Consider the following 24439-nt stretch of genomic DNA (forward strand, 5'->3'; position numbering starts at 1 on the left):
ATTTACAGATCTTTGTGGTATTCCTGCAGAGACTTTACAGAAAAATCGCGGCCCTGGATTTCGGCTATGCCCCGAACCGCTGCAGCAGCGGCGGCTGCGGTTGTTACATACGAAACACCATATTTAACGGCAGCTTTTCTAATGTATGAATCATCATACTGACTCGTTTTCCCAGAGGGGGTATTGACAATCAGCTGTATTTCCTTGTTTTTAATCGCATCAACGATGTTTGGCCTGCCCTCGTGAACCTTAAGGATTTTTTCGCACTCTATGCCGTTATTTGTAAAGAATTTATGTGTACCTTCAGTAGATAAAATCTTGAATCCTGCCTTCAGGAAATTCCTCGCCGAGACTAGTATTGACTGTTTATCGTTATCAGCAACGGTAATAAGTACCTTGCCGGCGATAGGCAGCGGCTGATTAGTCGCGGCCTGCGATTTGAAGAAAGCCAGCCCGTAAGAATCGGCTAATCCGAGAACCTCACCGGTAGATCTCATCTCAGGGCCCAGAACAGGGTCAACCTCCTGGAACATATTAAAGGGGAAGACCGCTTCTTTAACGCCGAAATGCGGAACCGGCTTTGGATTTAAATTGAGCTCTGAGAGCTTTTTACCAAGCATCAGCTGTGTTGCGATGCTCGCCATTGGAATACCGCAAACCTTGGAAACAAGCGGCACAGTACGCGATGCCCTTGGGTTTGCCTCGAGAACATAGACCGTATCATCTGCTATGGCGTACTGCATATTCATCAAACCGACAACATTCATCTCTACCGCTATGTTGCGCGTATATTCACAGATTGTGTCAATATGCTTGGCTGGGATTGAAACAGGAGGAATCACACAAGCCGAATCTCCGGAATGAACGCCCGCAAGCTCAATATGTTCCATAACCGCCGGCACAAACGCATCACTTCCGTCTGATATGGCATCAGCTTCTGCCTCTATCGCATTTCCGAGAAATTTATCGATAAGTATTGGCTTTTCGGGGTTTACATCAACAGCCGTGACTACATATTCCCGCAGCATCTGCTCATCGTGTACAACCTCCATACCTCTGCCGCCAAGTACATAAGACGGCCGCACCATCAGTGGGTAGCCGATTTCAGCGGCTATATCAAGTGCCTGTTCAAGGTTGCTCGCCATACCTGACTGGGGCATCGGAATACCAAGTCTCTCCATCATGGCACGGAAGAGATCTCTGTCCTCTGCCAAATCGATTGTCTCTGGCGATGTTCCAATTATTTTAACACCGGCGGCTTCCAGCTCACGTGCTATATTCAGGGGAGTTTGTCCGCCAAACTGAACAATTACGCCCTCCGGCTTTTCTTTTTCGTATATACTGAGAACATCCTCCACTGTCAACGGCTCAAAGTAGAGCTTATCAGAAGTATCATAATCTGTAGAAACAGTTTCAGGGTTGCAGTTGACCATGATAGTTTCCAACCCCTCATCGCGAACAGTAAACGCCGCGTGAACGCAACAATAGTCAAACTCGATACCCTGCCCGATCCTATTGGGACCGCCGCCGAGAATCATAATTTTCCGGTTGCCGGAAGTTTCCACCTTGTCTTTGGCATTATAAGTAGAGTAGTAATACGCCGCGTCCTCTACACCGCTTACCGGTACCGGCTCCCAGCTCTCCTCTATACCAAGACCTTTGCGCCGGCTGCGAATATCGGTTTCTTTGATGCCGAGAATCTTTGAAAGGTATCTGTCGGCAAAACCATCTTTTTTTGCCTCTATCAGCAGTTCATCAGGTAGATCCTTGCCTTTGTATGAAAGCACTCTCTCTTCAAGCTCAACCAGCTCCTGCATCTGTTCAAGAAACCACATGTTGATTTGCGTCTTATCGTGCAGAGCTTTCAGGGTTGCCCCCTTGCGGAGAGCTTCGTACATGATAAACTGCCGCTCACTTGTGGCTTCACCAAGCAGATTCATCAACTCTTCAAGAGGCATTTTGTTATAATTCTTCGCAAAACCAAGACCGTACCGGTTTATCTCAAGAGAACGTATAGCCTTATGAAACGCTTCTTTATAGTTCTTGCCAATACTCATCACCTCGCCAACCGCACGCATCTGAGTGCCGAGTTTGTCCTGAGCGCCTTTGAATTTTTCGAACGCCCAGCGGGCAAATTTCACGACAACATAGTCTCCGCAGGGAGTATATTTTTCGAGTGTCCCATCACGCCAATACGGCATCTCGTCCAAAGTCAGACCGCAGGCCAGAAGTGCCGATACCATTGCAATTGGAAAACCTGTAGCCTTGCTTGCAAGGGCCGATGAACGCGATGTCCTGGGATTGATTTCTATGACAACAACCCTGTCGGTTACCGGATCATGAGCAAACTGAACATTTGTGCCGCCAATAACGCCAATAGCTTCTACTATGTCATAGGCATATTTCTGGAGTCTCTGCTGGAGTTCTTCGCTGACCGTCAGCATAGGAGCTGTGCAGTACGAATCGCCCGTATGCACACCCATTGGGTCCACATTTTCGATGAAACATACGGTTATCTTTTGATTTTTGGAATCACGCACAACCTCTAATTCCAACTCCTCCCAGCCCAATACCGACTCTTCTACAAGAATCTGATGCACCATGCTTACGGCAAGCCCTCTTGCAGCTACAAGCCTGAGCTCATCAACGTTATATACTAATCCACCGCCGGTGCCGCCCATTGTATAAGCCGGACGCAATACTACCGGATATCCAAGCTCTTTTGCAATTTCTTCGGCCTCTTCTACGCTGAAGGCAGGCTTGCTTCTGGCCATCTCTATGCCGAGGCTGTCCATGGTCTTCTTAAATTCAATCCTGTCTTCGCCGCGTTCTATTGCGTCGAGCTGAACGCCGATGATTTTAACATCAAATTTATCAAGCACGCCGGATTTTGCAAGCTCGGATGAAAGATTGAGACCGGTTTGGCCGCCAAGGTTTGGCAGCAGCGCATCAGGGCGTTCCTTTTCGATGATTTTCGTCAGAGTCTCGGCATTGAGCGGCTCTATGTAGGTTGCATCTGCCATGCCGGGGTCTGTCATAATCGTTGCGGGGTTTGAGTTAACCAGAACAATTTCATAGCCGAGTTTTCTAAGAGCTTTACAGGCCTGTGTGCCTGAATAATCAAACTCGCACGCCTGACCGATAATAATCGGACCAGAACCAATAATCATAACTTTTTTAATATCTTTGCGTTTCGGCATCGCTTTTGCTCCTGTTAATAGACCTCGAACGTATAAAGTAAAATTTTCGTAAGGTTAACGAAAAATCTTATTATGTCAAATACTCTTATAAATGAAATTTGATTAAATCGGGCTAATCCTTCTTCACGGTTTTTGATTCTTCAATGGGTTCATTGAGTTTATCAGACCCCTTGCCGTGATAGCGAATAACCCTTGGCGGACATTTGGTAAGCAGTTTATCCACTTTTTCGTTGAGTTCGTACTTTTGATAATCTATATCTGCCAGATTGCCGTCCATGTAGAACATATCTGACATTTTTGTGCACATTTTACAGCCAATACAACCGACGCTGCATCGACCGCGGGCTTCTTTGCCGAGCTCCTGACTCTTACAGCTTACCACGAGCATGGCTTCGTTCTCAAACGGTATCATCTCTATAATGCCTCTGGGACAGGCTTTAACACATGCCATGCATCCGGTACACTTTTCGTAGTCTATGGTTGCCAGGCCGTCAATTACTTCTATCGCGTCAAACTGGCAGGCCGTTACACAGTCGCCAAAATTGAGACAACCGTACTTGCATGACCTGGCGCTGGGCAGCAGATGTGCGGCTGCGCAGGTTGTTATTCCCATATAAACACCCTCATAATGCTTGTCTTCAAGGTGTGCACTGCATCTGACAACAGGCCGTTTTGGAGCCCCGCCGCCGCTGACATTGAGGTTTAGAATCTTACTTATAGCCTCGGAGACATCAGAGCCCCCGGGTGCGCATTTGCCTATGTGTGCGGGATCATTAAATACAGCCTTGGCATAGGATGAACAGCCCGCGAAACCGCAGGCTCCGCAGTCAATTCCCGGCAGAACATCCTGTATTGCCTCGATCTTTGGATCAACCTCTACTTTGAGTTTTATGCTGGCCAGAAGCAGAACAAGGGCGAAGAGTCCCGCAAGAACCACCATCATAATGCCGGCGGGCAAAGCACCGGTGATAATGTCTGTAAATGAAGCTAATATATACATTTTGTAATCAGTTATTAAGTGTTAATTGCAGACAGAAACATTGCTTGGCACACGCTCTGTCATTTTATCATTCCGCCGAAGCCCATAAACGCCAAAGCCAGAAGGCCCGCCGTAATTAAAGTTATCGGAGCACCTTTTAGACAATCAGGGACATTGGCAAGCTCAAGCTCTTCACGTATGCCGGCCATGATGCAGATTGCCATGGTAAAACCGATTCCGGCACCAAAGCTCATAACGGCAGCCATCAGAATTGAATGCACTTCCCAGAGGTTGAGAAAAAGGCACAAACCTAATATCGCGCAGTTTGTTGTTATAAGAGCCAGGAAAATGCCGAAACTCTCATAGAGCGACGGGAAAAACTTACGTACATACATTTCTACCAGCTGAACCGCGCCGGCAATAACCATGATAAACGCCACGTACCTGACAATTTCGAGATTAAATCTCATAAGAACATAATTGTCGATCATGTAAGTCATTATTCCGCTTAGCGTTACCACAAAGGTCACAGCCAGCCCCATACCAAAAGCCATATCTATCCTGCCGGAAACTCCCAAATAGGGGCAGATTCCTAAGAACTTGGAAAAAACAAGGTTATTTACAATTACGATAGATATAAACGCTAATATTAGTGCCTGAACATTATCCATTCAACACCTCATTTCGCAAGTTTAGTGTTAATTATGTTTACCAGCCCGAGCATAAGCCCCAGCGTTACAAAAGCACCTACCGGCAGCGCGAATGCGAACATGGTTATAAATCCATCGGGCATAACACGGTAACCGAAAAGGCTGCCAAGCGACAATATCTCCCGGACAGCTCCGAGAATGCAGAGGGTTATTGTAAAACCGAGCCCCATGCCAAGTCCGTCAACAAATGATATCCAGACGCCGCTCTTGCTGGCACAGGCCTCTGCACGGCATATAATAAGGCAGTTTACAATAATCAAAGGAATATAGGGCCCGAGTTTTTCACTCATATCAGGCAGAAAAGCCTTTAAGAAAAGGTCTGCTATGGTTACAAACGTGGAGATAGTTAAAGTAAAAATCAAAATACGCAGATGCGGCTTAAGCAGCCCGCGAAGAAGGCTTACAACAACATTAGAACACAGCAGAACAAATGTCGCACTTAGCCCCATTGTTAAAGCTGATTTCACGTCGCCTGTAACAGCCAGTGTCGGACACATGCCAAGCAGCAGTGCAAACACAGGGTTTTCTTTCCATATTCCCGCCAGAAAGACTGAAAAGGTTTTTTTGTCGTCAGCCATTATTTCAGCAATCCTTTCTCTTTCATAACAGCTTTAATTGTAGTATTATATGTATTGAATATCGACACCACAGCTTCACTGCTTATTGTGGCTCCTGATATCGCAATAATTTTATCGTCAATAACCGTCTCATCACCGAGCTTAAGCAGTTCGAGTTCATCGGCAGGAGCACCTTTGAATTGATCCTTATAATAGTCATTCTTGATCTTGTCGCCGAAACCGCTGGTCTCATTGCTGAACAGGACTTTGTATGCCAGTATTTTCTCAAAATTCGCGTCAACGGCTATCATCAATTCAATCTTGTCCGCATATCCCGGCCCGACAGATGTATATGCCCAGCCGACAGTTTTGCCCGAGGCGGTTGCCTTGAAAAGCTCGACCTTTTGAGCTTTGCCGGATTCATCGAGGGTGATTTGCTCATCTGACCATATCCGCTCGAAGTTCTTTGCCTGGGGAATTACGGTTTTCAGGGCATCGCTGATATTTCCGATTTTATTCTGTTCGATTCTGGGCTGCCATGCTGCATTTATCGCGGCAAGCAGCAGGCCGAAAACAAACGAACAGACAATAAGAAGCCAGCTTTCTTTAATGAACAGCATTACAGGGTTTATCTTTTTATTTTGCATTTGGTTCACCTCCGTACGGCTTGCGTTTACACATACGGTCTATCAGCGGGCTCAATGCGTTCATTATAAGCACTGCGTACATTACCCCCTCAGGATATGCACCAAAGACACGAATCAGCATTATTAACAGCCCCACGCCCGCGCCGAAAACCATCCGCCCTTTTCTGGTTACGGGATTTGTAACCGGATCTGTGGCTATAAAAAATGCCGCCATCAGCATACCGCCGCCGGCAATGTGAACCAGAGGATTCACAAATGCCGATGAGTCAACTAAGTACGCAATCTCAGCAAAAACAAAAGCCGAACCGATAACGAACACAGGGACAATCCAGGTAATAGTCCTGCGTATAAGGAGATATGCTCCGCCCAGAAGCAGGGCAAACGCCGATGTCTCTCCAAGGCAACCGCCCGTATATCCCCAGAAAACCGCTTTGAGCTGTGAGTTAGCTATTCCGGCTTTCACAATTTTTGATGCGTCTTCGAGGTTTCTGGTTTTCACAGCCTCTTTCACCCACGCCAGCGGGGTTGCCTGAGTGATAACATCAAGGGTTTCGTCCTCATCAAGACCGCTCTGGCCGGTTACATAACTGTTCGCCGCGCCGATTTTCGGCTGCTGAGAAGGCACAACCGCCGGCACGCTCCAGGTAGTCATCGCCATCCCGAAACATGCCGTCATAAACGCCCTTCCAAGCATAGCCGGATTAAACGGGTTATCGCCAAGTCCGCCAAAAACCATTTTACCTATCACAATGCAAAATACGCTGCCGATAACTATATAGGCAGGAGGCAGGTTTGGACTAACGGAAAACGCGAGTATAACCCCTGTAACTACCGCACTCAAGTCTCCGATAGTAGATTTCTGTTTACGTATCAGGCAGCATAAATACTCACTTATAACACAGGCTAAAACCGCTGTTAAAATGAGAATCGCCGCTTTTTCTCTGAAAAAAAACAACCCGGCCGCCATTGCCGGCACCAGGGCAATAATGACATCCAGCATGACCTGCCTTGTTGTCAATGGCCGGCTGATATGAGGGGCCGGTGATACTATAAGTTTATTCGTTTCTGACATTTATAACTGGTTTCCTTTATTTTCAACCTTTTTTGGCCATTTTAGAAAGTAATGCCTTTCCGGTTTTGATATATCCGCTTACCTCAAACTTTGCCGGACAGACATAGCTGCAGCTGCCGCATTCCATGCAGGCAGATATATAATAATCCTTGGCGAGCTCGAGCTTGCCGTTTTTAACGGCAGTCGCAATTCGCGTGGGATTGAGACCTTCAGGGCATACATCAAGGCACCTGCCGCATTTGAGACAGTTGGTTTCATGCAGACTTCTTGCGCCGTGAGTTTCTTTCTTTGTCAGCGCCAGCACTGAACCGGTTGTTTTAATAATCGGTGTGTTTAATTCCGCTATTGAGAATCCCATCATCGGCCCGCCGAGAATGAGCTTCTCTGTTTCCGGTTTCAGCCCGCCGCAATGCTCTATTATTTCCGAGACCTGCGTTCCAACGGGGACATAAAGATTTGCCGGGCTGTTAATCCCGCCGCCGGATACAGTTACAACTCTGTGAGTCAAAGGCTTTTTTGCAACGACGGCTTCTGTTACGGCACACGCTGTGGCCACATTACTAACCAGAAGCCCCTCCATCGGGGGTATAACTCCGGGTTTAATCGGTTTGCCAAGAACAGCGTTAATTAGCTGTCTTTCGCCGCCCTGCGGGTACATTGTCTCAAGCATTACCAGCTTAATCTGCTCACTTAACCCCTTTTTATCGAGATATTCGGTAATCATCTTCGCGGCTTCGGGCTTGTTGGCTTCAAGGCCAATGTAAGCTCTTTGAGCACCGGAGGCCTTCTTAAGAAGCATTATTCCCGTAATCAGCTTTGGAGTGTGCTCCAGCATAAGCCGGTAATCACATGTAATATAAGGCTCGCATTCACAGGCGTTTACTATAAGGGTGTGCTTTGGAAGTTTTGGATTGGGTGTCACCTTCACGCTGGCAGGGAAACCCGCCCCGCCCATACCGACAATACCTGCATCTGCGATCGATTCAATGATTTGCTCTCCGCTGACACCGTCAAGATCAAAATCTCCGCTGAATTCAAGCGGCTCCAGGGGCTGGCGCCCCTGGGCAACGTCTATGACAACAGCTTTGACCCTGCCCAGTACTGGGTGAGAGCGAAGAGCTATATCTTTTACTGTACCGTCAAGCGGCGCATGGATCTTTGCAGAGACAAAAGCCGGGCTCTCGCCTATTACGTCGCCGGCTTTAACCTCCTGTTTCTTTTCTACAGCAGGCTCACAAACCGCACCAATATGCTGGCTCATCAATACATCAAGCTGCGAGGGCACGGGAAGCGGCTCAATCGCCTTATCAGCGCTAAGCTCTTTTCGGTCAGCGGGATGCACACCGCCTTTAAAGGAATATAACTTCATATTTAGCTTTAAAATTTAATCTTAAAAATAAACGATACTACATATTTAAACAAAAAAGTAATAACCACGGCTGAAAGAACCGACGGCAGAACCGCCGCCAATTCGATGTACTCATCACTTACATAATCACTAAGCCAGTTCAAAAAAAGCACGTACATAACGATAAATGCTAAAAGAGGAACAAAAAAAGCGGTAAATGCTTTTAATGCAACCGGTTCCGCTCTGGATTTGCTTAGTTTCGCATAAACTTCGTGGCATCTGTCACGATCCAGGCAGCCCTTACATTCTTTGTCTTGTTCGCTGGGCATACTATTGTGTTATTATTTAAGTTTATATGTTTTGCTTACGTCAAAAACATTGTTTTATATGCAAATCAGGGTGTTTATGCAATAATATTATCGTAAGAATTTTAAAAATCAATTTTCATACATTAAATAACGACAGCAATTAACAAAATAAAATCAAACAGATAGAATATCACTGATTCAGCTTGTTTTTCTTTTGCTCTTCTTTTGAGGCCTTTCGAAGAATGGCCTTCTCGCTTCTGGTCAGGCTCTGTATGCCTTGCCTGCTTACCTTCTCAAGTATCTGGTCTAACTGTTCTTCGAGCTGTTTTCGCTGCTGAAGTTTTTTCTCCCAGCTGCCGGTGCCGGATTTCGATGACCGCCGCGGCATTTTGTAATTAAAGAAGTCGCTTATAAATTTATCAATACCTATATTATGAATTTTTTTGCGGCGGTAAAGTATGTAACCGCCGCCTGCAAGCAAACCTCCAAGATGAGCGGCGTGCCCGCCGGGATTGCTGTCGCTGAACAGAATAGCAAGAACAAAAAACACAAACGATAAAATCGCAAGCAGACGCATCTGCATCGGGATGAAGATAACGATTACCATCATCTTAGGATACATAACCGCGCATGCGCCTACCAGACCAAGCAGCGATGCGGACGCCCCCAACAAAACTCCCGCCTTTAAAACACCAAGAACACACAAAATTGCATACAGCAGCCCACCCGCAATGCCGCAGGCAAGATAGAAGATTGTATAAAACTGCCTGCCCATCCGGGATTCGAGGATACGCCCGATAAAGAACAGACCTATCATGTTTACCGCAAGATGCATAAGGTCAACATGCAGAAACTGATACGTAACAAACCGCCACAGCTGAAATAAATTGGCTTTGGTCAGAGTGTCAAGAACAAACCATCCGCCAAGACGGGCTATCGCGTTAATCTGCATCAGCAGAAAGACAGCCAGGTTAATTATGAGCAGCAAACGGGTTACCGGAGGTATTCTTTCTATAAAAGAATAACCCGGCTCCCGCGGGGGCCTGTAGTCAAAACGCGTATAGTCTCTATCATAAAGTCCCATATATAATTACCTTATATAACATCTAAAATTGTTATGCCAAATTACTTTCTTACATTGTATGTTATATTCAAACAAGTAAAAGCAAAACTTCATCGCCTGGGAGTAAAAAAACGTACAAGCTCACTTGATCAACAAGTTTTGAAACTGCAAGAGTACCGGCTTTAATATCTCCAGCGTTTTACTTAAAATCAGTCTCTCCTGAAAGTAACATTATATGCTTCTCTTTGAGCTGTGAAAATTTTAATAATGCTTGAGTTAGTGCCTTTATTATGTTATATATTGTCGTTTTATGATCAGATACCATTTGTAAAAACACGATATTATTATATTTGCTTACTAATTTAAAAGTAAGCAGGAGAATTACTTATGTTAACAGCACTCGAACAGTACGACCCGCAGATTTGCGAGCTGATTAAACAGGAAAAAGCCCGCCAGGCAGGTTGTATCAGAATGATACCGTCCGAAAACTACGTATCAAAGGCAGTAATGACCGCGACAGGCAGCTGCCTTACCAATAAATACGCTGAAGGCTACCCGGGCAAGCGATATTACGAAGGCCAGCAGATAACAGACCTTATAGAAGACATTGCCCGCCAGAGAGCGGTAAAGGTCTTCGGCTCCGACCATGCCAATGTTCAGCCCTATTCAGGCTCAATAGCAAACATGGCGGCATATATGGCGCTTGTAAAACCCGGTGAGACTATCATGGGACTCTCCCTGCCCGACGGCGGGCACCTGACACACGGCTGGAAAGTCAGCGCCACCGGAAAACTTTTCAATTCTGTTCAATATACAGTAAACCCCGAAACAGGCAGATTCGATTACGATCAGATCGCCGAGCTGGCGAAAAAAAATAAACCAAAAATAATAATATCCGGTGCTACCGCCTATACACGGGAAATCGACTTCAAAGCATTCAGCGAAATCGCAAAAAGTGTCGGCGCATATCTAATAAGTGATATTGCTCACATTGCCGGTCTTGTTGTGGGCGGCGTCCACCAGAGCCCCGTGCCATACGCCGACATAGTATCGACAACTACCCACAAGACACTCCGCGGCCCCCGCGGCGGTATGCTTTTATGCAAAGATGAGCACAAAATCGCTGTTGACCGCGCGGTATTCCCCGGAATGCAGGGCGGGCCGCACCTGCACACAATAACTGCACTGGCAGTGGCACTGGCAGAAGCTGACACACCCGAATTCAAACTCTATGCCAAACAGGTTGTCTCTAACGCCGGGGTGCTTGCTGAAAAGCTCATGGAATACGGCTTCGAACTTGTTTCCGGCGGCACAGACAATCATCTGATCCTCATCGATATGCGAAACAAAGGTATTCCGGGAAAGAAAATGGCCAAAGCACTTGACCGTGCCGGCATTGTTACGAACTGTAATACTGTTCCCGCGGATCCGGCTCCGCCTTTCAATCCCAGCGGCGTGCGAATCGGCACTCCCGCCGTTACCACTCGCGGCATGAAAGAAGAGCAAATGATAGAAATTGCAAAATTGTACAAAGAGGTTGCTGAAAACATTGATGACACCGAGACAATTGAGAAAATCGGCAAGAAAGTTAAACTTCTTTGTTCAGAATTTCCTATTCCGGATCACTTTATCGTAAGTTGACAATTTATTGCCGGTATGTTTTAACTGATGGCATGGAAACTGTAATATGACCGATGAAAAGCTCAAATTCGGTATTCTTGGATTAACAGATAACAGCAAACTTTTCCTTGAATGCGCACTTAAAAGCGAACAATTTGAGCTGGCAGCTGTTGCCGATGACGATTATCGCGCTGCTGAATCATATGCGGCTTCGTTGGACTGTGAAACAGAGAGCGATTTCCGTCAGCTCGTGCTTAAGAACCAGTTTGACCTCTTGGTTGTTTCGGAAAAAAACAACTCTGAGCTGGGAGTCATCCGCCTTGCCCTGGAAAACGGCACAAACATCTGCAAGATCCCCCCGCTGAGCAGAAACCTTGCAGAAGCCGTTGACATATATGAGATTGCCGCGAGTAACCAGACCTTTTATATGCCGGTGAATTTACTCAAATACAGTCACGGCTTCCACTCTTTTGGGGAGTATATAGAGCAGAAAGGCCCTGAAAACCACGGCTTTTATCAGGCTCTCGTACAAAGCTACAATTATGTTGACACAGCAAGCGAGGATAATCGCTGGAAGACTGATCCCAACCTTGCCGGCGGCGGGGTTTTACTCAACGGTGCATTCGATATAATAACAACCCTCGTAAAAAGTTTCGGCCTGCCTGTCGATGTGTATGCGGTATTAACAAATCAGACATCGGACAACCGAATCCGAAGCAGCCTTACAGAGGACTGTGCGTTTGTTACGATGACACAACAAGACAACATGCTTATAAATATATCCGCAAGCCGGCTGGCAATCCCGGAAAAACAGAAAATCCTTCTTTTGGGTAAAGAGGAAAATGTCATTGCTGAACCTGATTTTTTCCAAATAAGCAATCCCTGTACCGGTGAAATAATCAGGCAGGAAAAATTCCCTTTTGAAAAAAAACTCGCAATTACTAAATTTCTCAATGACCTACATTCAGGAATTTTAAATAACAGTATAGTAAATACTTCCTCGGAGGCTGCCGTAAAGGCTTCAGCCTTAGTTGACAGCGCTTACATTTCGGCAAGAACAAAGATGCCGGAAAATCCTGAGAAACAGATGAAACTTTTGGCAAAAAATTAATTGATCATTCAAGGCAGGCTAATTTATGGAAATCAGCTTAAATGACTTTTTATTTGCTTTTGGACTGACTCTTTTTGCGGGTCTTTCGACAAGTGTCGGTGCTGCAATTGCTTTTTTCGCAAAGCATACAAACACGAAACTGCTTACCGGTTCTTTGGGGTTTTCCGCCGGAGTAATGATATATATATCACTGGTAGAAATTTTCTTTAAAGCAAAAAATGAGCTTACAGAAGCTACTTCGCCGGCAACAGGCTACTGGCTGACTATCGTAGGCTTTTTCGCCGGTATGGGTATCATCGCTCTGATTGACAAACTGGTTCCTGAATATGAAAACCCCCACGAAATGCGGCCGCTTGAAGAAACCGCAGATAGCATAGACCTTCCTGTTCATCGTGACAGCAAAGGCCAGCTATACAGAATGGGCATGTTCGCCGCACTTGCAATCGCGATACACAACTTCCCTGAGGGTCTGGCTACTTTTACAGGCGCCCTGAAAGATCCATCTCTGGGTATTTCCATAGCTATCGCAATTGCTATACATAACATACCGGAAGGGATCGCCGTATCAGTGCCGATATATTATGCTACTGCAAGCCGCAAAAAAGCATTTTTCTACTCTTCGCTTTCAGGACTCTCCGAGCCGGTTGGTGCTCTGGTCGGCTATCTGCTGCTGATGCCGTTTATGAATGAGGTTGTTTTCGGTTTACTTTTCTCGAGTGTCGCCGGCATAATGGTATTTATATCGCTGGACGAGCTTCTGCCTGCGGCGGAAAAATACGGTGAGCATCACGTTTCAATGTACGGAGTTGTTACCGGAATGATAGTAATGGCTGTTTCACTGGCACTTTTCGCTTAAAACAGCTAAAACGAACACTAATGAACACAAATTTTAGAATAGATTGCAAAAGTTGCCGATAGTTGCTTTTACATTTTGCTGCTTTTTATTATTATAAATATAAATATGCTAATAATATACGGAGATAACTGAATGGGTTCAAAATCAACATTTTTTAAGTTCTTTGTGGTAGTGACACTGGTAGTGCTGCTGATATTCCAGATACTGGCAATGAAGCAATCTGACCGGCTGTATGAGCGTATCAACAAACTTCAGAAAGATATGGGAAATATGTCGTTTTCATCAGGAAACGGCTCACCCGCCTCCAGCAGCGATGACAGTAAAGCCGGCGACTGGCTTGTGCGGCGGATAGGATCCGAGCCGCCAACGCTTAATCCTATAACCTACAAGGATTTATATGCCAGTCTTATCTGCGGCTCTGACGGCGGCAACAACATCTTTGAAACACTGCTCACGTATAATTACGATACTGCCGAGCTTGAGGCGCTTCTGGCAGAATCGTGGGAAATATCCGATGACGGACTTGAATTCACCTTCACAATTCGTGATGATGCGTATTTCTCTGACGGCACACCGGTTACCTCCGACGACCTTATATTTGCCTATGAGACAATAATTAACCCTGAAATTGATGCGGCAAACCTGGCCAATTACTACAAGGATGTAGAAGGCTATGAAAGAATTGACAATAAAACAGTGGTATTCAAGATGTCCAGGGCTTATTTTAAGTCTCTTGAGATGCTCGGCGGCATACCTGTAATACCCAAGCACGTATATCAATTTGAGGATGCTTCCGAGTTTAACCAAAACCGCGCAGACCCTGTGGGCAGCGGGCCGTATCTCTTTGACAAATGGGATGTCGGCAGTCAGATTGTCCTGACAAGGAACGAAAATTACTGGGGCAGCAAACCCAACTTTAAAAAGATCGTTTACAGGGTCATTTCAAACGATAAGGCTGCCCTTCAGGCTCTCCAGTCTCACACTCTCGATGTTCTCTCTGTAACACCTGAGCAGTTTGTTAAATATTCACAGGACGAAGAATTCTGCAATAATTTCCATGTAATATCGTACTGGAATCCCTCATCGGGCTTTACGTATGTAGGCTGGAATTCTGAGAGTAGATTCTTCAAAGACAAACTTGTTCGCCAGGCAATGACGCATATTGTAGATAGAGACGCCATCAACGAGCATCTATTTAAAAACCTGTTCAGGGTTACCACCGGGCCGTTTTTCTTTATGGGACACCAGAACAACCCAGAAATTGAGCCCTGGCCCTTCGACCCTCAGCGAGCCTGCGAGCTGCTTGATGAAGCCGGCTGGAAAGATACAGACGGCGATGGCGTCAGGGACAAAAACGGCGTCCCCTTCAACTTCAAACTTACAACAGTCAGCGCCAACGAGACCGGCGAAAAGATGTGCCTTTTAATTAAGGATCAGCTCGAACAGGTCGGGGTTATAATGGAGCTGGACCCGTATGAGTGGTCGGTGTTTACCGACAAACTGCATAAAAGGGAATTTGAAGCGGTTACTCTGGGCTGGTCAGGAGCTCTGGAATCTGACCCCTATCAGGTATGGCATTCTTCCCAGATTGAAGGCGGCTCAAATTATGTAGGCTTTAACGTACCCAGAGCAGACGAGCTCATCGTCCAGGCAAGGGCAACAATCGATCCTGATAAACGAAACAAACTCTTTCATGAGTTTCATGCGATTCTCCACGAGCAGCAGCCATATACGTTCATGTTCAACAGAAAATCGCTCGTTTTCATAGACAAACGCATTGAAAACGTTACAATCCATAAACTCGGCCTCAACTCCAAGGAGTGGTATGTGCCGCAGGATAAACAGCGTTATCATTAACAGGTTGAGAAGCTCGGCTGTTAAAACTGTACTTTTAAACTGAAAACATAAAATATGTTTCAATACACAATACGAAGAATATTGCTGATGATACCCACCATGCTGGGCATCACTATAATGGTGTTTTCTATCAGCAGGCTCGCCCCGGGAGACCCGGTTTCAATGCTTTTGGGGCCCGAGGCTACCCTTAACACCGAAAGAGGAACAGAAATACGCGAAGCCCAGATGAGACAGTACGGACTGGATAAGCCCATACCGGTTCAGTATGTCATCTGGCTCAAACACATAATCTGCCTGGATTTCGGCCAGTCTTTTAAACACCACCGGCCGGTTATTGAGTTAATCAAGGAACGGCTGCCCATAACGGTTTCGCTCAACCTGATTGCGTTTACTATTATTTATCTTGTGGCGATACCGCTGGGGGTAACCTCGGCACTTAACCACAAGGGCTGGTTCGACAGGGGATCTTCACTGGTGCTTTTCATTCTATGGTCACTGCCGACAATGTGGGCGGGCCAGATGATGATCGGCTACCTGTGCAGCCCTGAACACATAAGCTGGTTTCCGCCATCGGGACTGAGCAGCAATAACGCCGACACAATGGCGTTTTTCCCATGGCTTGCAGACAGAATATGGCATATTATCCTGCCCGTTACCTGCATGACATACACGGGGTTTGCCTATCTGACAAAACTTCTGCGTGCCGGAATGCTGGATAACCTGAGGATGGACTATATCAGGACGGCCAAAGCAAAGGGACTCTCGACATTCGTGGTGATTTTCCGCCATGCCCTGCGAAACAGCATAATCCCCATCATAACAATCATGGCGGCGATCCTGCCGGCAATGTTTGGAGGCTCACTGATAATTGAAAAGATTTTTACCATACCAGGGATGGGGCTGCTTGCTTTTGAGGCTGTAACCACAAGGGATTACAATGTAATAATGGCTGTCGCGACAATTGCCGGCGTTCTGAACCTGACCGGCCTGCTGCTGGCGGACATTGCCTACGCACTGGTCGATCCAAGAATCAGTTTTGAAGGAGGAGAATAATGAGCAGCAAAACGCCATACACTCCGCCGGCAGAATGGGGCCTCTCTTACGGCCAGATGGTCAGCCGGGAATTCTTCAAGAGCAGGCTCAACGCCGCGTGCCTTTATTTTATAATATTCCTTTTTGCCATTGCGGTATTTGCACCATTTATCGCTAACGACAAACCGTTCTTCTTCATAGATGACAGCGGAATCAGCTTCCCGATATTCAGTAACCTAAACGCGACTGATTACAGCGTGTTCCTGGCCGCAGTCTGCGGTGTTTCTCTGGTTTACATGGCAAGAAGAAACCAGAAGAAAATTGATCCTTCGGTAAGGTCGGATGTGCTGGTAAAACAGATTACGATACTTCTTTTCATTGTTCTCAGCGGTGTTACGCTGTTTTACACGCTTATACCCAAACGACTTGACACGACAAATTATAAAGTCCTCGCGGAAAAAGACGGCGTAAAAGCTATCTTCCCGATGGTACCATATAATTACGCCCGAACTGATATTTCCAACCGGCAGTTGCCGCCATCTTCACAGCACTGGCTGGGAACAGATGATGTCGGTTCGGATGTTTTGTGCAGGATCATTCACGGCAGCCGTATATCACTGTCTGTAGGGTTTGTCGCGGTAGGAATATCCAGTATCATAGGGGTATTCGTGGGCGCTATGCTGGGCTACTACGGAGGCAAAGTCGATTTTATAGGAATGCGGTTTGTCGAAATCATGATGGCGATACCGGTTTTCTTTTTAATAATAACTATAGTTGCCTTCTTCCCTCGGAGCCTGCTCAATATTATGATTATTATCGGCATTACAAGATGGACGGGTAATGCCAGATTTGTAAGAGCTGAATTTCTAAAGCTCCGCAAACAGGATTTTGTCCAGGCCGCCAGGGCACTGGGGCTTCCGCTGCGAAGCATCCTCTTCAGGCACATGCTGCCCAACGGCATGGCACCGGTGCTGGTAAACGCAACTTTCGGCATTGCCGGCGCTATTTTCACAGAGGCGGCCTTGAGTTTTCTTGGTTTTGGAGTGGTGCCCCCGACTCCGAGCTGGGGACAAATGCTCAGCAAGGGAGTAAGCCCCACAGGGGATTTCCTCTGGTGGCTCTCGCTGTTTCCGGGACTGGCGATATTCCTTACAGTCGTAACCTACAACCTCGTTGGTGAAGGCCTGCGGGACGCTATTGACCCGCGTCTGAGGAAAGCCGCCTGATATGCAGAAGAAACCAGACATAAATATGGATAAACAAGACAACACATTACTCTCAATAAAAAATCTGTCTGTCGGATTTTATACCGATGAGGGAGAAATCGTGGCCGTCAATGATGTCAGCTACGATATAGAACGCGGCAAGACTCTCGCTGTAGTCGGCGAAAGCGGCTGCGGAAAAAGCGTTACCGCCATGACAGCGATGAAACTCATACCCTCACCGCCGGGCAGGATACTTGGAGGGAGCATAAAGTTCAAGGGTGTCGAGGTAACCACTGCCGGCGAAAAACAAATGCGAAAGCTCCGCGGCAATGAAATCGCCATGATATTCCAGGAACCTATGACGAGCCTCAACCCTGTATATACAATTGGCGAACAAATCGCTGAGGCGATAGAGCTTCACCAGAACCTAAAGGGTGATCAGGCATGGACAAAGGCCGTGGAAATGCTTGACAAGGTTGGAATAGCCGAGCCTGCCAAAAGGGCCTGGGATTATCCGCACCAGATGTCGGGCGGAATGCGCCAGCGTGTTATGATAGCAATGGCAATTTCTTGCGAGCCCGCCCTGCTGATAGCAGATGAGCCTACCACGGCCCTGGATGTAACTATTCAGGCACAAATTCTGGAGCTTTTGCGGCAGCTGCAGGAAACCAACAACATGAGCATACTGCTGATAACTCATGACCTCGGCGTAGTAGCTGAAAACGCTCACGATGTAGTGGTAATGTATGCCTCCAAAATTGTTGAAAAGGCTGATATAAACTCGCTGTTTTCCAAACCAATGCATCCTTATACGATGGGGCTTCTAAGGTCGCTGCCTAAACTGGATGAAGACAGCACGCGGCTGGAGACAATCGCCGGCGCTGTGCCCAACCCTTCCAACTTCCCGCCGGGATGCAAGTTCCATCCCAGATGCCCTCACTGTATGGATATATGCCGCTCAGAGGAACCCCAGCTTGTCGAAATAGAACCCGGCCGGCATACAGCCTGCTGGCTTTACTGCAAATAACCCACAAACGGTACGATATATGACTGACAAACAGGACAACATAATATTAAAGGTCAGAAACTTAAAAACCTGGTTTCCCATAAAACGGGGCATTTTTTCCAAGACCGTCGGCTGGGTAAAGGCTGTCAACGGTGTAAGTTTTGACGTGCCGGCGGGGAAAACACTTGGCCTTGTCGGAGAAAGCGGCTGCGGAAAAACTACCGTTGGCAGAACTATACTGCGTCTGATACCTGCTACAGAAGGCAGTGTTGAATTTGAAGGTAAAGATATTTTTACACTCGGCAGCAGAGAGCTTCGCAATGTGCGCAGGGATATGCAGATAATATTTCAGGACCCCTACGGCTCTCTAAACCCGCGAATGACGGTGGCAAATATTGTCGGTGAATCTCTCACAGCACACGGAATCGCCAAAGGAACAGAACGTGGCCGAATTGTAGCTGAAATGCTTGAAAAATCCGGCCTTTCCGCCAAATATGCCAACCGCTACCCGCATGAATTCTCAGGCGGCCAGAGGCAGCGCCTCGGAATCGCCAGGGCTCTGGCCCTGAATCCAAAACTCGTTATCTGCGATGAGCCGGTCAGCGCTCTTGATGTTTCTATACAGTCGCAGATTGTAAACCTGCTTCAGGACCTGCAGAACGAGATGGGGCTGACATACATATTTATCGCTCACGATCTGGCTGTGGTAAAGCACATAAGTGATTTCGTGGCGGTCATGTACCTTGGGCGGATAATGGAATACGCAGGCTCATCAAGTCTGTACAAGACACCATCGCACCCGTACACACGAGCTCTGATAAGCGCCATACCGGAGCCTGATCCGAATCCAAAAAAGAAACGGATAATACTCCAGGGCGAGGTGCCGAGTCCCTCAAATCCTCCCTCGGGCTGCCCGTTCCATACACGCTGCCCTCATGCCGAGGAGCGTTGCAGTCAACAGGAAATAAAACTTGAGCAGGTCTCCAAAGACCATTTCACAGCCTGCTGGAAAGTGGTGGAAAAGGGCATATAAAGAGCTTTGAAGCATAAATATCAAGTATGCAGGTTATCGCCGCCTAACGGGTCACTTTTACTGAATTAGACATACGGCTTTCGTTGTCATTAAAATCGACTGAAGTTACCCTGTAATAATAATCGCCTTCGATCGGCATTGCGTTGAAATCGAGGGCGTTGTCCTCAAACGATAATGTATCTTTATAAACATATGTAACAAAACTTGCACCATCAGCTTTGAAATTTGCACTCTCACCTCTGTATATCTTATACCAGAAGGCTTTCCCACAAGGTTTCCAGATTATTATTGTACCCTCAGCCCTAAGCTCAGGTGCTTCAGTAGCTGCATTTTTATCTGTTTTAGTCTGAATACAGGTCAACACCTGATCAGGGGCCGCGGCAGGGAAGAAGCTCTCATTTCTACCATCAGATGCTTTTATATAATATTCAATACCCTGCTCAGATATTTTTGATGCAGGAACAGTGCAGCAGAATATCGACCGGTTACGGCGTTTCATCGTTTTGCCTGTCCAGAAAAAAGCACCAGGTTTTCGGTAGTACAATTTCGCGGAGATACAGTCTTAACTCCTTCCATCGAGGATTCTTGCTGTTATCTCAACAGACTGGCCGGCCCGGACAGAAACCGGCTCGGATATTACTACCACAAGTGGAGCTTCATCGTCCGCATCCCCGGCCAGGCATTTAGAAGCAACACTATGCGGGCTTTCTGCCGCAGCGTCTCCTATGGCGGTTACAGTATATTCGAATACTCCGTCTGCTCTGTCAGTATAGCTTCGTGTATCGGCTCCAAGAGGAACCTCGTTTACCTTCTCGCCATCTCTATATACATTAAAGGCTATTACATTATCCTGGCGGTTTCTCCATTGAATCAAAGCCCCGCTTTTGGTGCCTTTTGCCGTAACATAAGCCGGGGCCTTAACCTGCTGTTTTTGCCTGAGTGAATTTTCCATTCCAAGATACCGCAGCTGAACAAACCTGTTCTGCGAGCTCTGAACGTTACCCAGTGACGATATGTCATCAACCCTGTGCGTAAAGTTTCTTGCCCAGCTCTCGAATGCACTTGGAAGATCATTCCATTTCGCATAGGGAAAAGTCTGTTCAAGAACGATATGGTCATGTGTCGCCTGAATTCTGCATCGGAGTTTTTCGAGCCTTGCCCTGTAAGCCGGATTCTCGGTGTTCTCAAGGCAACAGTCTATAACCGCCAGCTGCTCAACAGCCTTGGGCAGATCGTTGATTTCAGGCCCTACAAAGGTCAACGATATGCCGTGGGAAGGATTTATCGGATTGATATCGATTTTAAACGTCTGCCAGTCCTGCCAGCCGCCAGTATTTGGAATTTCGCATAAACCCAATATCGGACCGTCCGGATTGTCAAGCCTGACCTCGATTGCGCCGCCATTTGCACAGGGCAATCGCATCTAAAATATCATTTTTTAGGCTTTTCGGTTAGTTTTTTTCTTTCAAGGCGTGTTATCCGTATGATTTCGTCAGCATATTGTTGCACTAAGTCCATGAATTGGTTGTAACTATCTATGTCAGCCTGCAGTGCTTCAAGCTCATCCTTTGGGACATATCGCACAACATTGGCTCCATTTTTCCACGTTTGGTGGTTGAAATGCTGCCGGTTTTTCATCTGACATATTTTCCCTCGTTCCATTCGCTCTATTTTTGCGATTTTTTCTAATAATTTTATAGCTTTTTTTGTCTTTTTCATTATAGTATAATATATAGTATTCTATATCTTTGCAACGTTAAAACGAGGAAAATTATGAAAAAAGAACAAAACCAACGCAGATTAATGGACTATTTTTCGACAATTGAAGACCCCAGAGTCGAGCGTACTCGCAAGCATGAGCTTAGTGATATTTTATCCATTGCAATTTGTGCAATAATTTGTGGCGCTGATGGATGGACACAGGTTGAAGAGTTCGCTCAGTGCAAAGAAGAGTGGTTTAAAAGTTTTCTTTCTTTGCCTAATGGCATTCCATCTCACGACACATTTGGACGAGTATTTTCTTCTCTCAAACCCGACTCATTTGAACAATGCTTCCTTGAATGGGTCAATGCCTTAGCCCAAAAGAGTGAAGGCAGGCTCATAGCCATTGACGGCAAAACTATGCGTAGAAGCGTTGATTATGCATCTGAAAAAGCGGCTGTTCACATGGTAAATGCCTGGTGCGACACCAACAAAATGGTCATTGGGCAGATTGCAACAGAAACCAAGAGCAATGAGATAACGGCTATACCTAAGCTCTTGGAGTTAATTGATTTAGATGGTGCAGTTGTAACAACTGATGCTATGGGCTGCCAAAAGGAAATTGCTAATGCTGTAATTGAAAATGATGGGGACTATATCTTGCAGCTAAAGGCAAATCAGACCGGCCTGCATAAAAATGCAGTTACCCTTTTTGATGAATGTATAGACGATAATGTCTATAATATTCAATATACTGTTGCAAGTGAAACTGATGGAGGCCACGGCAGGGTTGAAGAACGCACATTGCGGGCTGTTTCAAATGTAGGATTCCTTAACTCTGAAAAGAAAAACTGGGTCGGGCTCAAGAGCCTGATATGTGTGGAGGCAAAGAGGAGCATAGGAGATGAAACAAGCGTAGAGAAACGGTATTACATATCAAGCCTGACTTGCAAAAATCCGCAAGATTTACTCAAATATATCAGGGGCCACTGGGGGGTAGAGAACTCCTTACACTGGTGTTTAGATATCAGCTTTGCCGACGATGAAAGGAGAATAAGAAAAGGTTATGGAGCAGAAAATTTTGCAAGGCTCTCACGAATAGCACTGAATCTGCTAAAACAGCAAACCAAGCACAAGGTCGGCATAAAGACCAGAAGGCTGTGCTGCGGCTGGAACGAGCAATACCTATATCGCGTGCTGACACAACAAAATAAAGGACTTTAGATGCGATTGCCCTGGCCATTTGCAGCAGACCCGGCACGTACCTCAAATGAATCCATCGCTGTAGTAATCTCTGCCGGCTCGTATTTGAGCCAGTTGCCGTGCTGAATATAACCTACGCACTCACCTCCCTCGGAACATTCGGCTTTCTGTGTGCCGCGGTTAAGTTTGTAATCTACAGCTTGAAATTCAGAAGAGTTTCCAGAAACAGAATCGGTAAGTTTGAATTTACTTATATTAAACAGATATTCTCCGCTGTTGGGCCGGGTAGAGCCGGAAAACTCAGGTGTTGGTGTACATTCGCCAAATCCGCTGGCAAATGGTTCATTTTCATTTATGATATCTGTTATCTTCGCGGCAGAATTTTCGCCATAGCTTCGTCTGGCATACTCTGAATAAACGGCTTCAGAAGTTTTATATCTGCCTTTGCTGTCCCATGGCGCTTTGGCAATATAGCTGATCTTTGGATCAATTGCATCTGTAAGCCGCCACGTAAGACAGTAAAGCCCTTTCATGTTGGAAGCCCTCTGATTCCAGGCTTCTACAGTATTAGAAAGGTGCACATTGTATGGATAATAATATTGAGAGCTGTTAAAATCCCTCTCCAGCCATGGGCAACCCCAGTATTCCCTGTCTCCGTATTCTTTGCCGGAAACACATTTATCCGAATAAGCAGAGATTGGAGCACAAATCACATCTTCTGGTAAACCTTCCACAAACTCGGGCTTGAGTCCCCAGCCAGCTACAGCTATCTTTGTTTGTGGAGACTTCTCTTTCATGCCATCGTAGAACATCCGGAAAATACCCTGCCAGAAATCTTTTTCATCCTGCGGCCCTTCTGAATGGAAACACAAAAGCACATCCAGATCAGGGTAGTCACGCGTAATCTGTTCAACCCTTGCCGCTACAAGTTCAGGGGCATCTGCCTTTATCCCGAATTTATCAGTATATTCATTGGGTATCAGATCAATATCCAGGCCAAGACCTATCTTTACACCCCGCTCATGGGCATAGGCGATAACTTTCTGAAACATTGAGCGGCCCTTATCGAAAACCTCCTGGTTAGAGAGATTCTCGTTATGAATAGCCGCGTCTGAGCCGAAATCATAATCATCAAATAAATCTGTCGCACCCCAGAGGTAGTCTTCAATATTCCACTTTTCCCCCCGCCACATGTGGCCGCTGCGGGCAGTTGCCATCCAGACACGTGAGAGATAGCCCTTGTACTCAAAATTATGGTACATCTCATTGTGACCGTGAAACTGCTTTCCAAAATTGTAGTTATGAACATGGATAAAGTTCATTCTCATTTTCGCGGCGGTATCTATGATATATTTCCAGTCATTCCATGAATACACGGTTGCCGACTGCGGGAAATTGGTCCAGGGCAGAAATCCGCGAATATAAACAGCTGGATTTTTAACTTCATCAACATCCGGCAGATACAATTCTCTCTTCTGCTCAGGGAGAATATCACCGCTGAAATAAAAACCGACATCATAATAATCATCCAGCAGACCGTAAACGCCGTACATACAGCCGACGCCGCTACCTCCTGTGATGGCTATTATTTCATTGCCGCGATTATTGATTTTCTTTAGAATATACCCTTCTTCTCCAATCAGCCCTGCCGGCTCATCAATCAAAGCTGATTTCGTAAAAAGGTCTGCCGCAGTGCCGCCCTTGACGCCTAATACAAAGCCTTTTCCGCGAATTGAAGACAAATTATCATCTATTTTAATCAGATCACCAGTGATATGATAAAGATATCGCTGCAATTCTCTGGCGGCATAAATTTCTTTAGGCGAGGCCTGATCTGAAATAATTATGTGAGATGAAGAAGCAAAAACACTACAGACACTCAAGAAAAGCAATGGAAAAAATATTCTAAAAAACATAAATACCTCAAAATG

At 46.2% G+C, this 24439-nt stretch carries 21 protein-coding genes; 9 read left to right on the forward strand and 12 right to left on the reverse strand.

Translation table 11 applies throughout. From position 1 onward, the window contains the following. Positions 1-2 precede the first annotated feature (2 nt). The 8 genes from carB to SMSP2_RS04640 all read right to left on the reverse strand — a co-directional run bounded on the left by carB (position 3) and on the right by SMSP2_RS04640 (position 9905). On the reverse strand, positions 3-3200 hold the full coding sequence (carB, locus tag SMSP2_RS04605) for a carbamoyl-phosphate synthase large subunit (RefSeq protein WP_146682834.1): 3198 nt from the start codon (positions 3198-3200) through the stop codon (positions 3-5). A gap of 112 nt (positions 3201-3312) precedes the next feature. Then, positions 3313-4200 carry an RnfABCDGE type electron transport complex subunit B gene (locus tag SMSP2_RS04610; protein ID WP_146682835.1) on the reverse strand — a complete coding sequence of 296 codons (888 nt, stop codon included), beginning with the start codon at positions 4198-4200 and terminating at the stop codon, positions 3313-3315. A gap of 59 nt (positions 4201-4259) precedes the next feature. After that, entirely contained in the window at positions 4260-4850 is a 591-nt protein-coding gene (locus SMSP2_RS04615; protein WP_146682836.1) for an electron transport complex protein RnfA, read from the reverse strand. A gap of 8 nt (positions 4851-4858) precedes the next feature. Then, a complete protein-coding gene (rsxE, locus tag SMSP2_RS04620) occupies positions 4859-5467 on the reverse strand; it encodes an electron transport complex subunit RsxE (protein WP_146682837.1) in 609 nt (202 codons plus the stop codon). Beyond that, the gene (locus SMSP2_RS04625) at positions 5467-6093 is read right to left on the reverse strand and encodes an RnfABCDGE type electron transport complex subunit G (protein ID WP_146682838.1); all 627 of its coding nucleotides are present in this window, start codon (positions 6091-6093) and stop codon (positions 5467-5469) included. Before SMSP2_RS04625 ends, rsxE begins: the two co-directional genes overlap by 1 nt. Continuing rightward, a complete protein-coding gene (locus SMSP2_RS04630) occupies positions 6083-7165 on the reverse strand; it encodes an RnfABCDGE type electron transport complex subunit D (RefSeq protein ID WP_146682839.1) in 1083 nt (360 codons plus the stop codon). Before SMSP2_RS04630 ends, SMSP2_RS04625 begins: the two co-directional genes overlap by 11 nt. 22 nt (positions 7166-7187) lie before the next feature. Then, entirely contained in the window at positions 7188-8534 is a 1347-nt protein-coding gene (gene rsxC / locus SMSP2_RS04635) for an electron transport complex subunit RsxC (RefSeq protein WP_146682840.1), read from the reverse strand. A 477-nt stretch (positions 8535-9011) separates the two neighbouring features. Then, positions 9012-9905 (reverse strand): rhomboid family intramembrane serine protease, encoded by an 894-nt coding sequence (locus SMSP2_RS04640; RefSeq protein WP_146682841.1) that lies wholly within the window; start codon positions 9903-9905, stop codon positions 9012-9014. A gap of 366 nt (positions 9906-10271) precedes the next feature. Between SMSP2_RS04640 and SMSP2_RS04645 the strand changes: the two genes are divergently transcribed. The 8 genes from SMSP2_RS04645 (at position 10272) to SMSP2_RS04680 (ending at position 19604) form a co-directional block, all read left to right on the forward strand. Further along, the gene (locus tag SMSP2_RS04645; protein WP_146682842.1) at positions 10272-11525 is read left to right on the forward strand and encodes a serine hydroxymethyltransferase; all 1254 of its coding nucleotides are present in this window, start codon (positions 10272-10274) and stop codon (positions 11523-11525) included. 46 nt (positions 11526-11571) lie between these two features. After that, positions 11572-12615: a Gfo/Idh/MocA family protein gene (locus SMSP2_RS04650; protein WP_146682843.1), complete on the forward strand. Its 1044-nt coding sequence runs from the start codon at positions 11572-11574 to the stop codon at positions 12613-12615. A 25-nt stretch (positions 12616-12640) separates the two neighbouring features. Continuing rightward, positions 12641-13471, forward strand: a complete 831-nt coding sequence (zupT, locus tag SMSP2_RS04655) for a zinc transporter ZupT (RefSeq protein ID WP_146682844.1) — start codon at positions 12641-12643, stop codon at positions 13469-13471. Between the two features lie 132 nt (positions 13472-13603). Beyond that, complete coding sequence (locus SMSP2_RS04660) at positions 13604-15328, forward strand: peptide-binding protein (RefSeq protein ID WP_146682845.1); 1725 nt, start codon at positions 13604-13606, stop codon at positions 15326-15328. 54 nt (positions 15329-15382) lie between these two features. Continuing rightward, a complete protein-coding gene (locus SMSP2_RS04665; protein ID WP_146682846.1) occupies positions 15383-16381 on the forward strand; it encodes an ABC transporter permease in 999 nt (332 codons plus the stop codon). Then, complete coding sequence (locus tag SMSP2_RS04670) at positions 16381-17586, forward strand: ABC transporter permease (RefSeq protein ID WP_146682847.1); 1206 nt, start codon at positions 16381-16383, stop codon at positions 17584-17586. The genes SMSP2_RS04665 and SMSP2_RS04670 overlap by 1 nt, the downstream gene beginning before the upstream one ends. A 1-nt stretch (position 17587) precedes the next feature. Then, complete coding sequence (locus SMSP2_RS04675) at positions 17588-18592, forward strand: ABC transporter ATP-binding protein (RefSeq protein ID WP_237048847.1); 1005 nt, start codon at positions 17588-17590, stop codon at positions 18590-18592. Positions 18593-18611: 19 nt separating this feature from the next. Beyond that, positions 18612-19604, forward strand: a complete 993-nt coding sequence (locus SMSP2_RS04680) for an ABC transporter ATP-binding protein (protein ID WP_146682848.1) — start codon at positions 18612-18614, stop codon at positions 19602-19604. 43 nt (positions 19605-19647) lie between these two features. Here the strand turns inward: SMSP2_RS04680 and SMSP2_RS04685 are convergent, their stop codons facing one another. The 3 genes from SMSP2_RS04685 to SMSP2_RS04695 all read right to left on the reverse strand — a co-directional run bounded on the left by SMSP2_RS04685 (position 19648) and on the right by SMSP2_RS04695 (position 21266). Then, positions 19648-20103: a hypothetical protein gene (locus tag SMSP2_RS04685; RefSeq protein ID WP_146682849.1), complete on the reverse strand. Its 456-nt coding sequence runs from the start codon at positions 20101-20103 to the stop codon at positions 19648-19650. A 63-nt stretch (positions 20104-20166) separates the two neighbouring features. Continuing rightward, the gene (locus SMSP2_RS04690) at positions 20167-21027 is read right to left on the reverse strand and encodes a carbohydrate-binding protein (protein WP_146682850.1); all 861 of its coding nucleotides are present in this window, start codon (positions 21025-21027) and stop codon (positions 20167-20169) included. An 8-nt stretch (positions 21028-21035) separates the two neighbouring features. Further along, positions 21036-21266: a hypothetical protein gene (locus SMSP2_RS04695; RefSeq protein ID WP_146682568.1), complete on the reverse strand. Its 231-nt coding sequence runs from the start codon at positions 21264-21266 to the stop codon at positions 21036-21038. Positions 21267-21377: 111 nt separating this feature from the next. Here SMSP2_RS04695 and SMSP2_RS04700 point away from each other — a divergent pair, with 111 nt between their 5' ends. Continuing rightward, positions 21378-22529 (forward strand): ISAs1 family transposase, encoded by a 1152-nt coding sequence (locus SMSP2_RS04700; protein WP_146682851.1) that lies wholly within the window; start codon positions 21378-21380, stop codon positions 22527-22529. Here SMSP2_RS04700 and SMSP2_RS04705 read toward each other — a convergent pair. Further along, the gene (locus SMSP2_RS04705; protein ID WP_146682852.1) at positions 22526-24424 is read right to left on the reverse strand and encodes an alpha-glucuronidase family glycosyl hydrolase; all 1899 of its coding nucleotides are present in this window, start codon (positions 24422-24424) and stop codon (positions 22526-22528) included. The genes SMSP2_RS04700 and SMSP2_RS04705 overlap by 4 nt on opposite strands. Positions 24425-24439 lie beyond the last annotated feature (15 nt).

It is taken from the genome of Limihaloglobus sulfuriphilus (assembly GCF_001999965.1).
In the GTDB taxonomy this organism is placed as follows: domain Bacteria; phylum Planctomycetota; class Phycisphaerae; order Sedimentisphaerales; family Sedimentisphaeraceae; genus Limihaloglobus; species Limihaloglobus sulfuriphilus.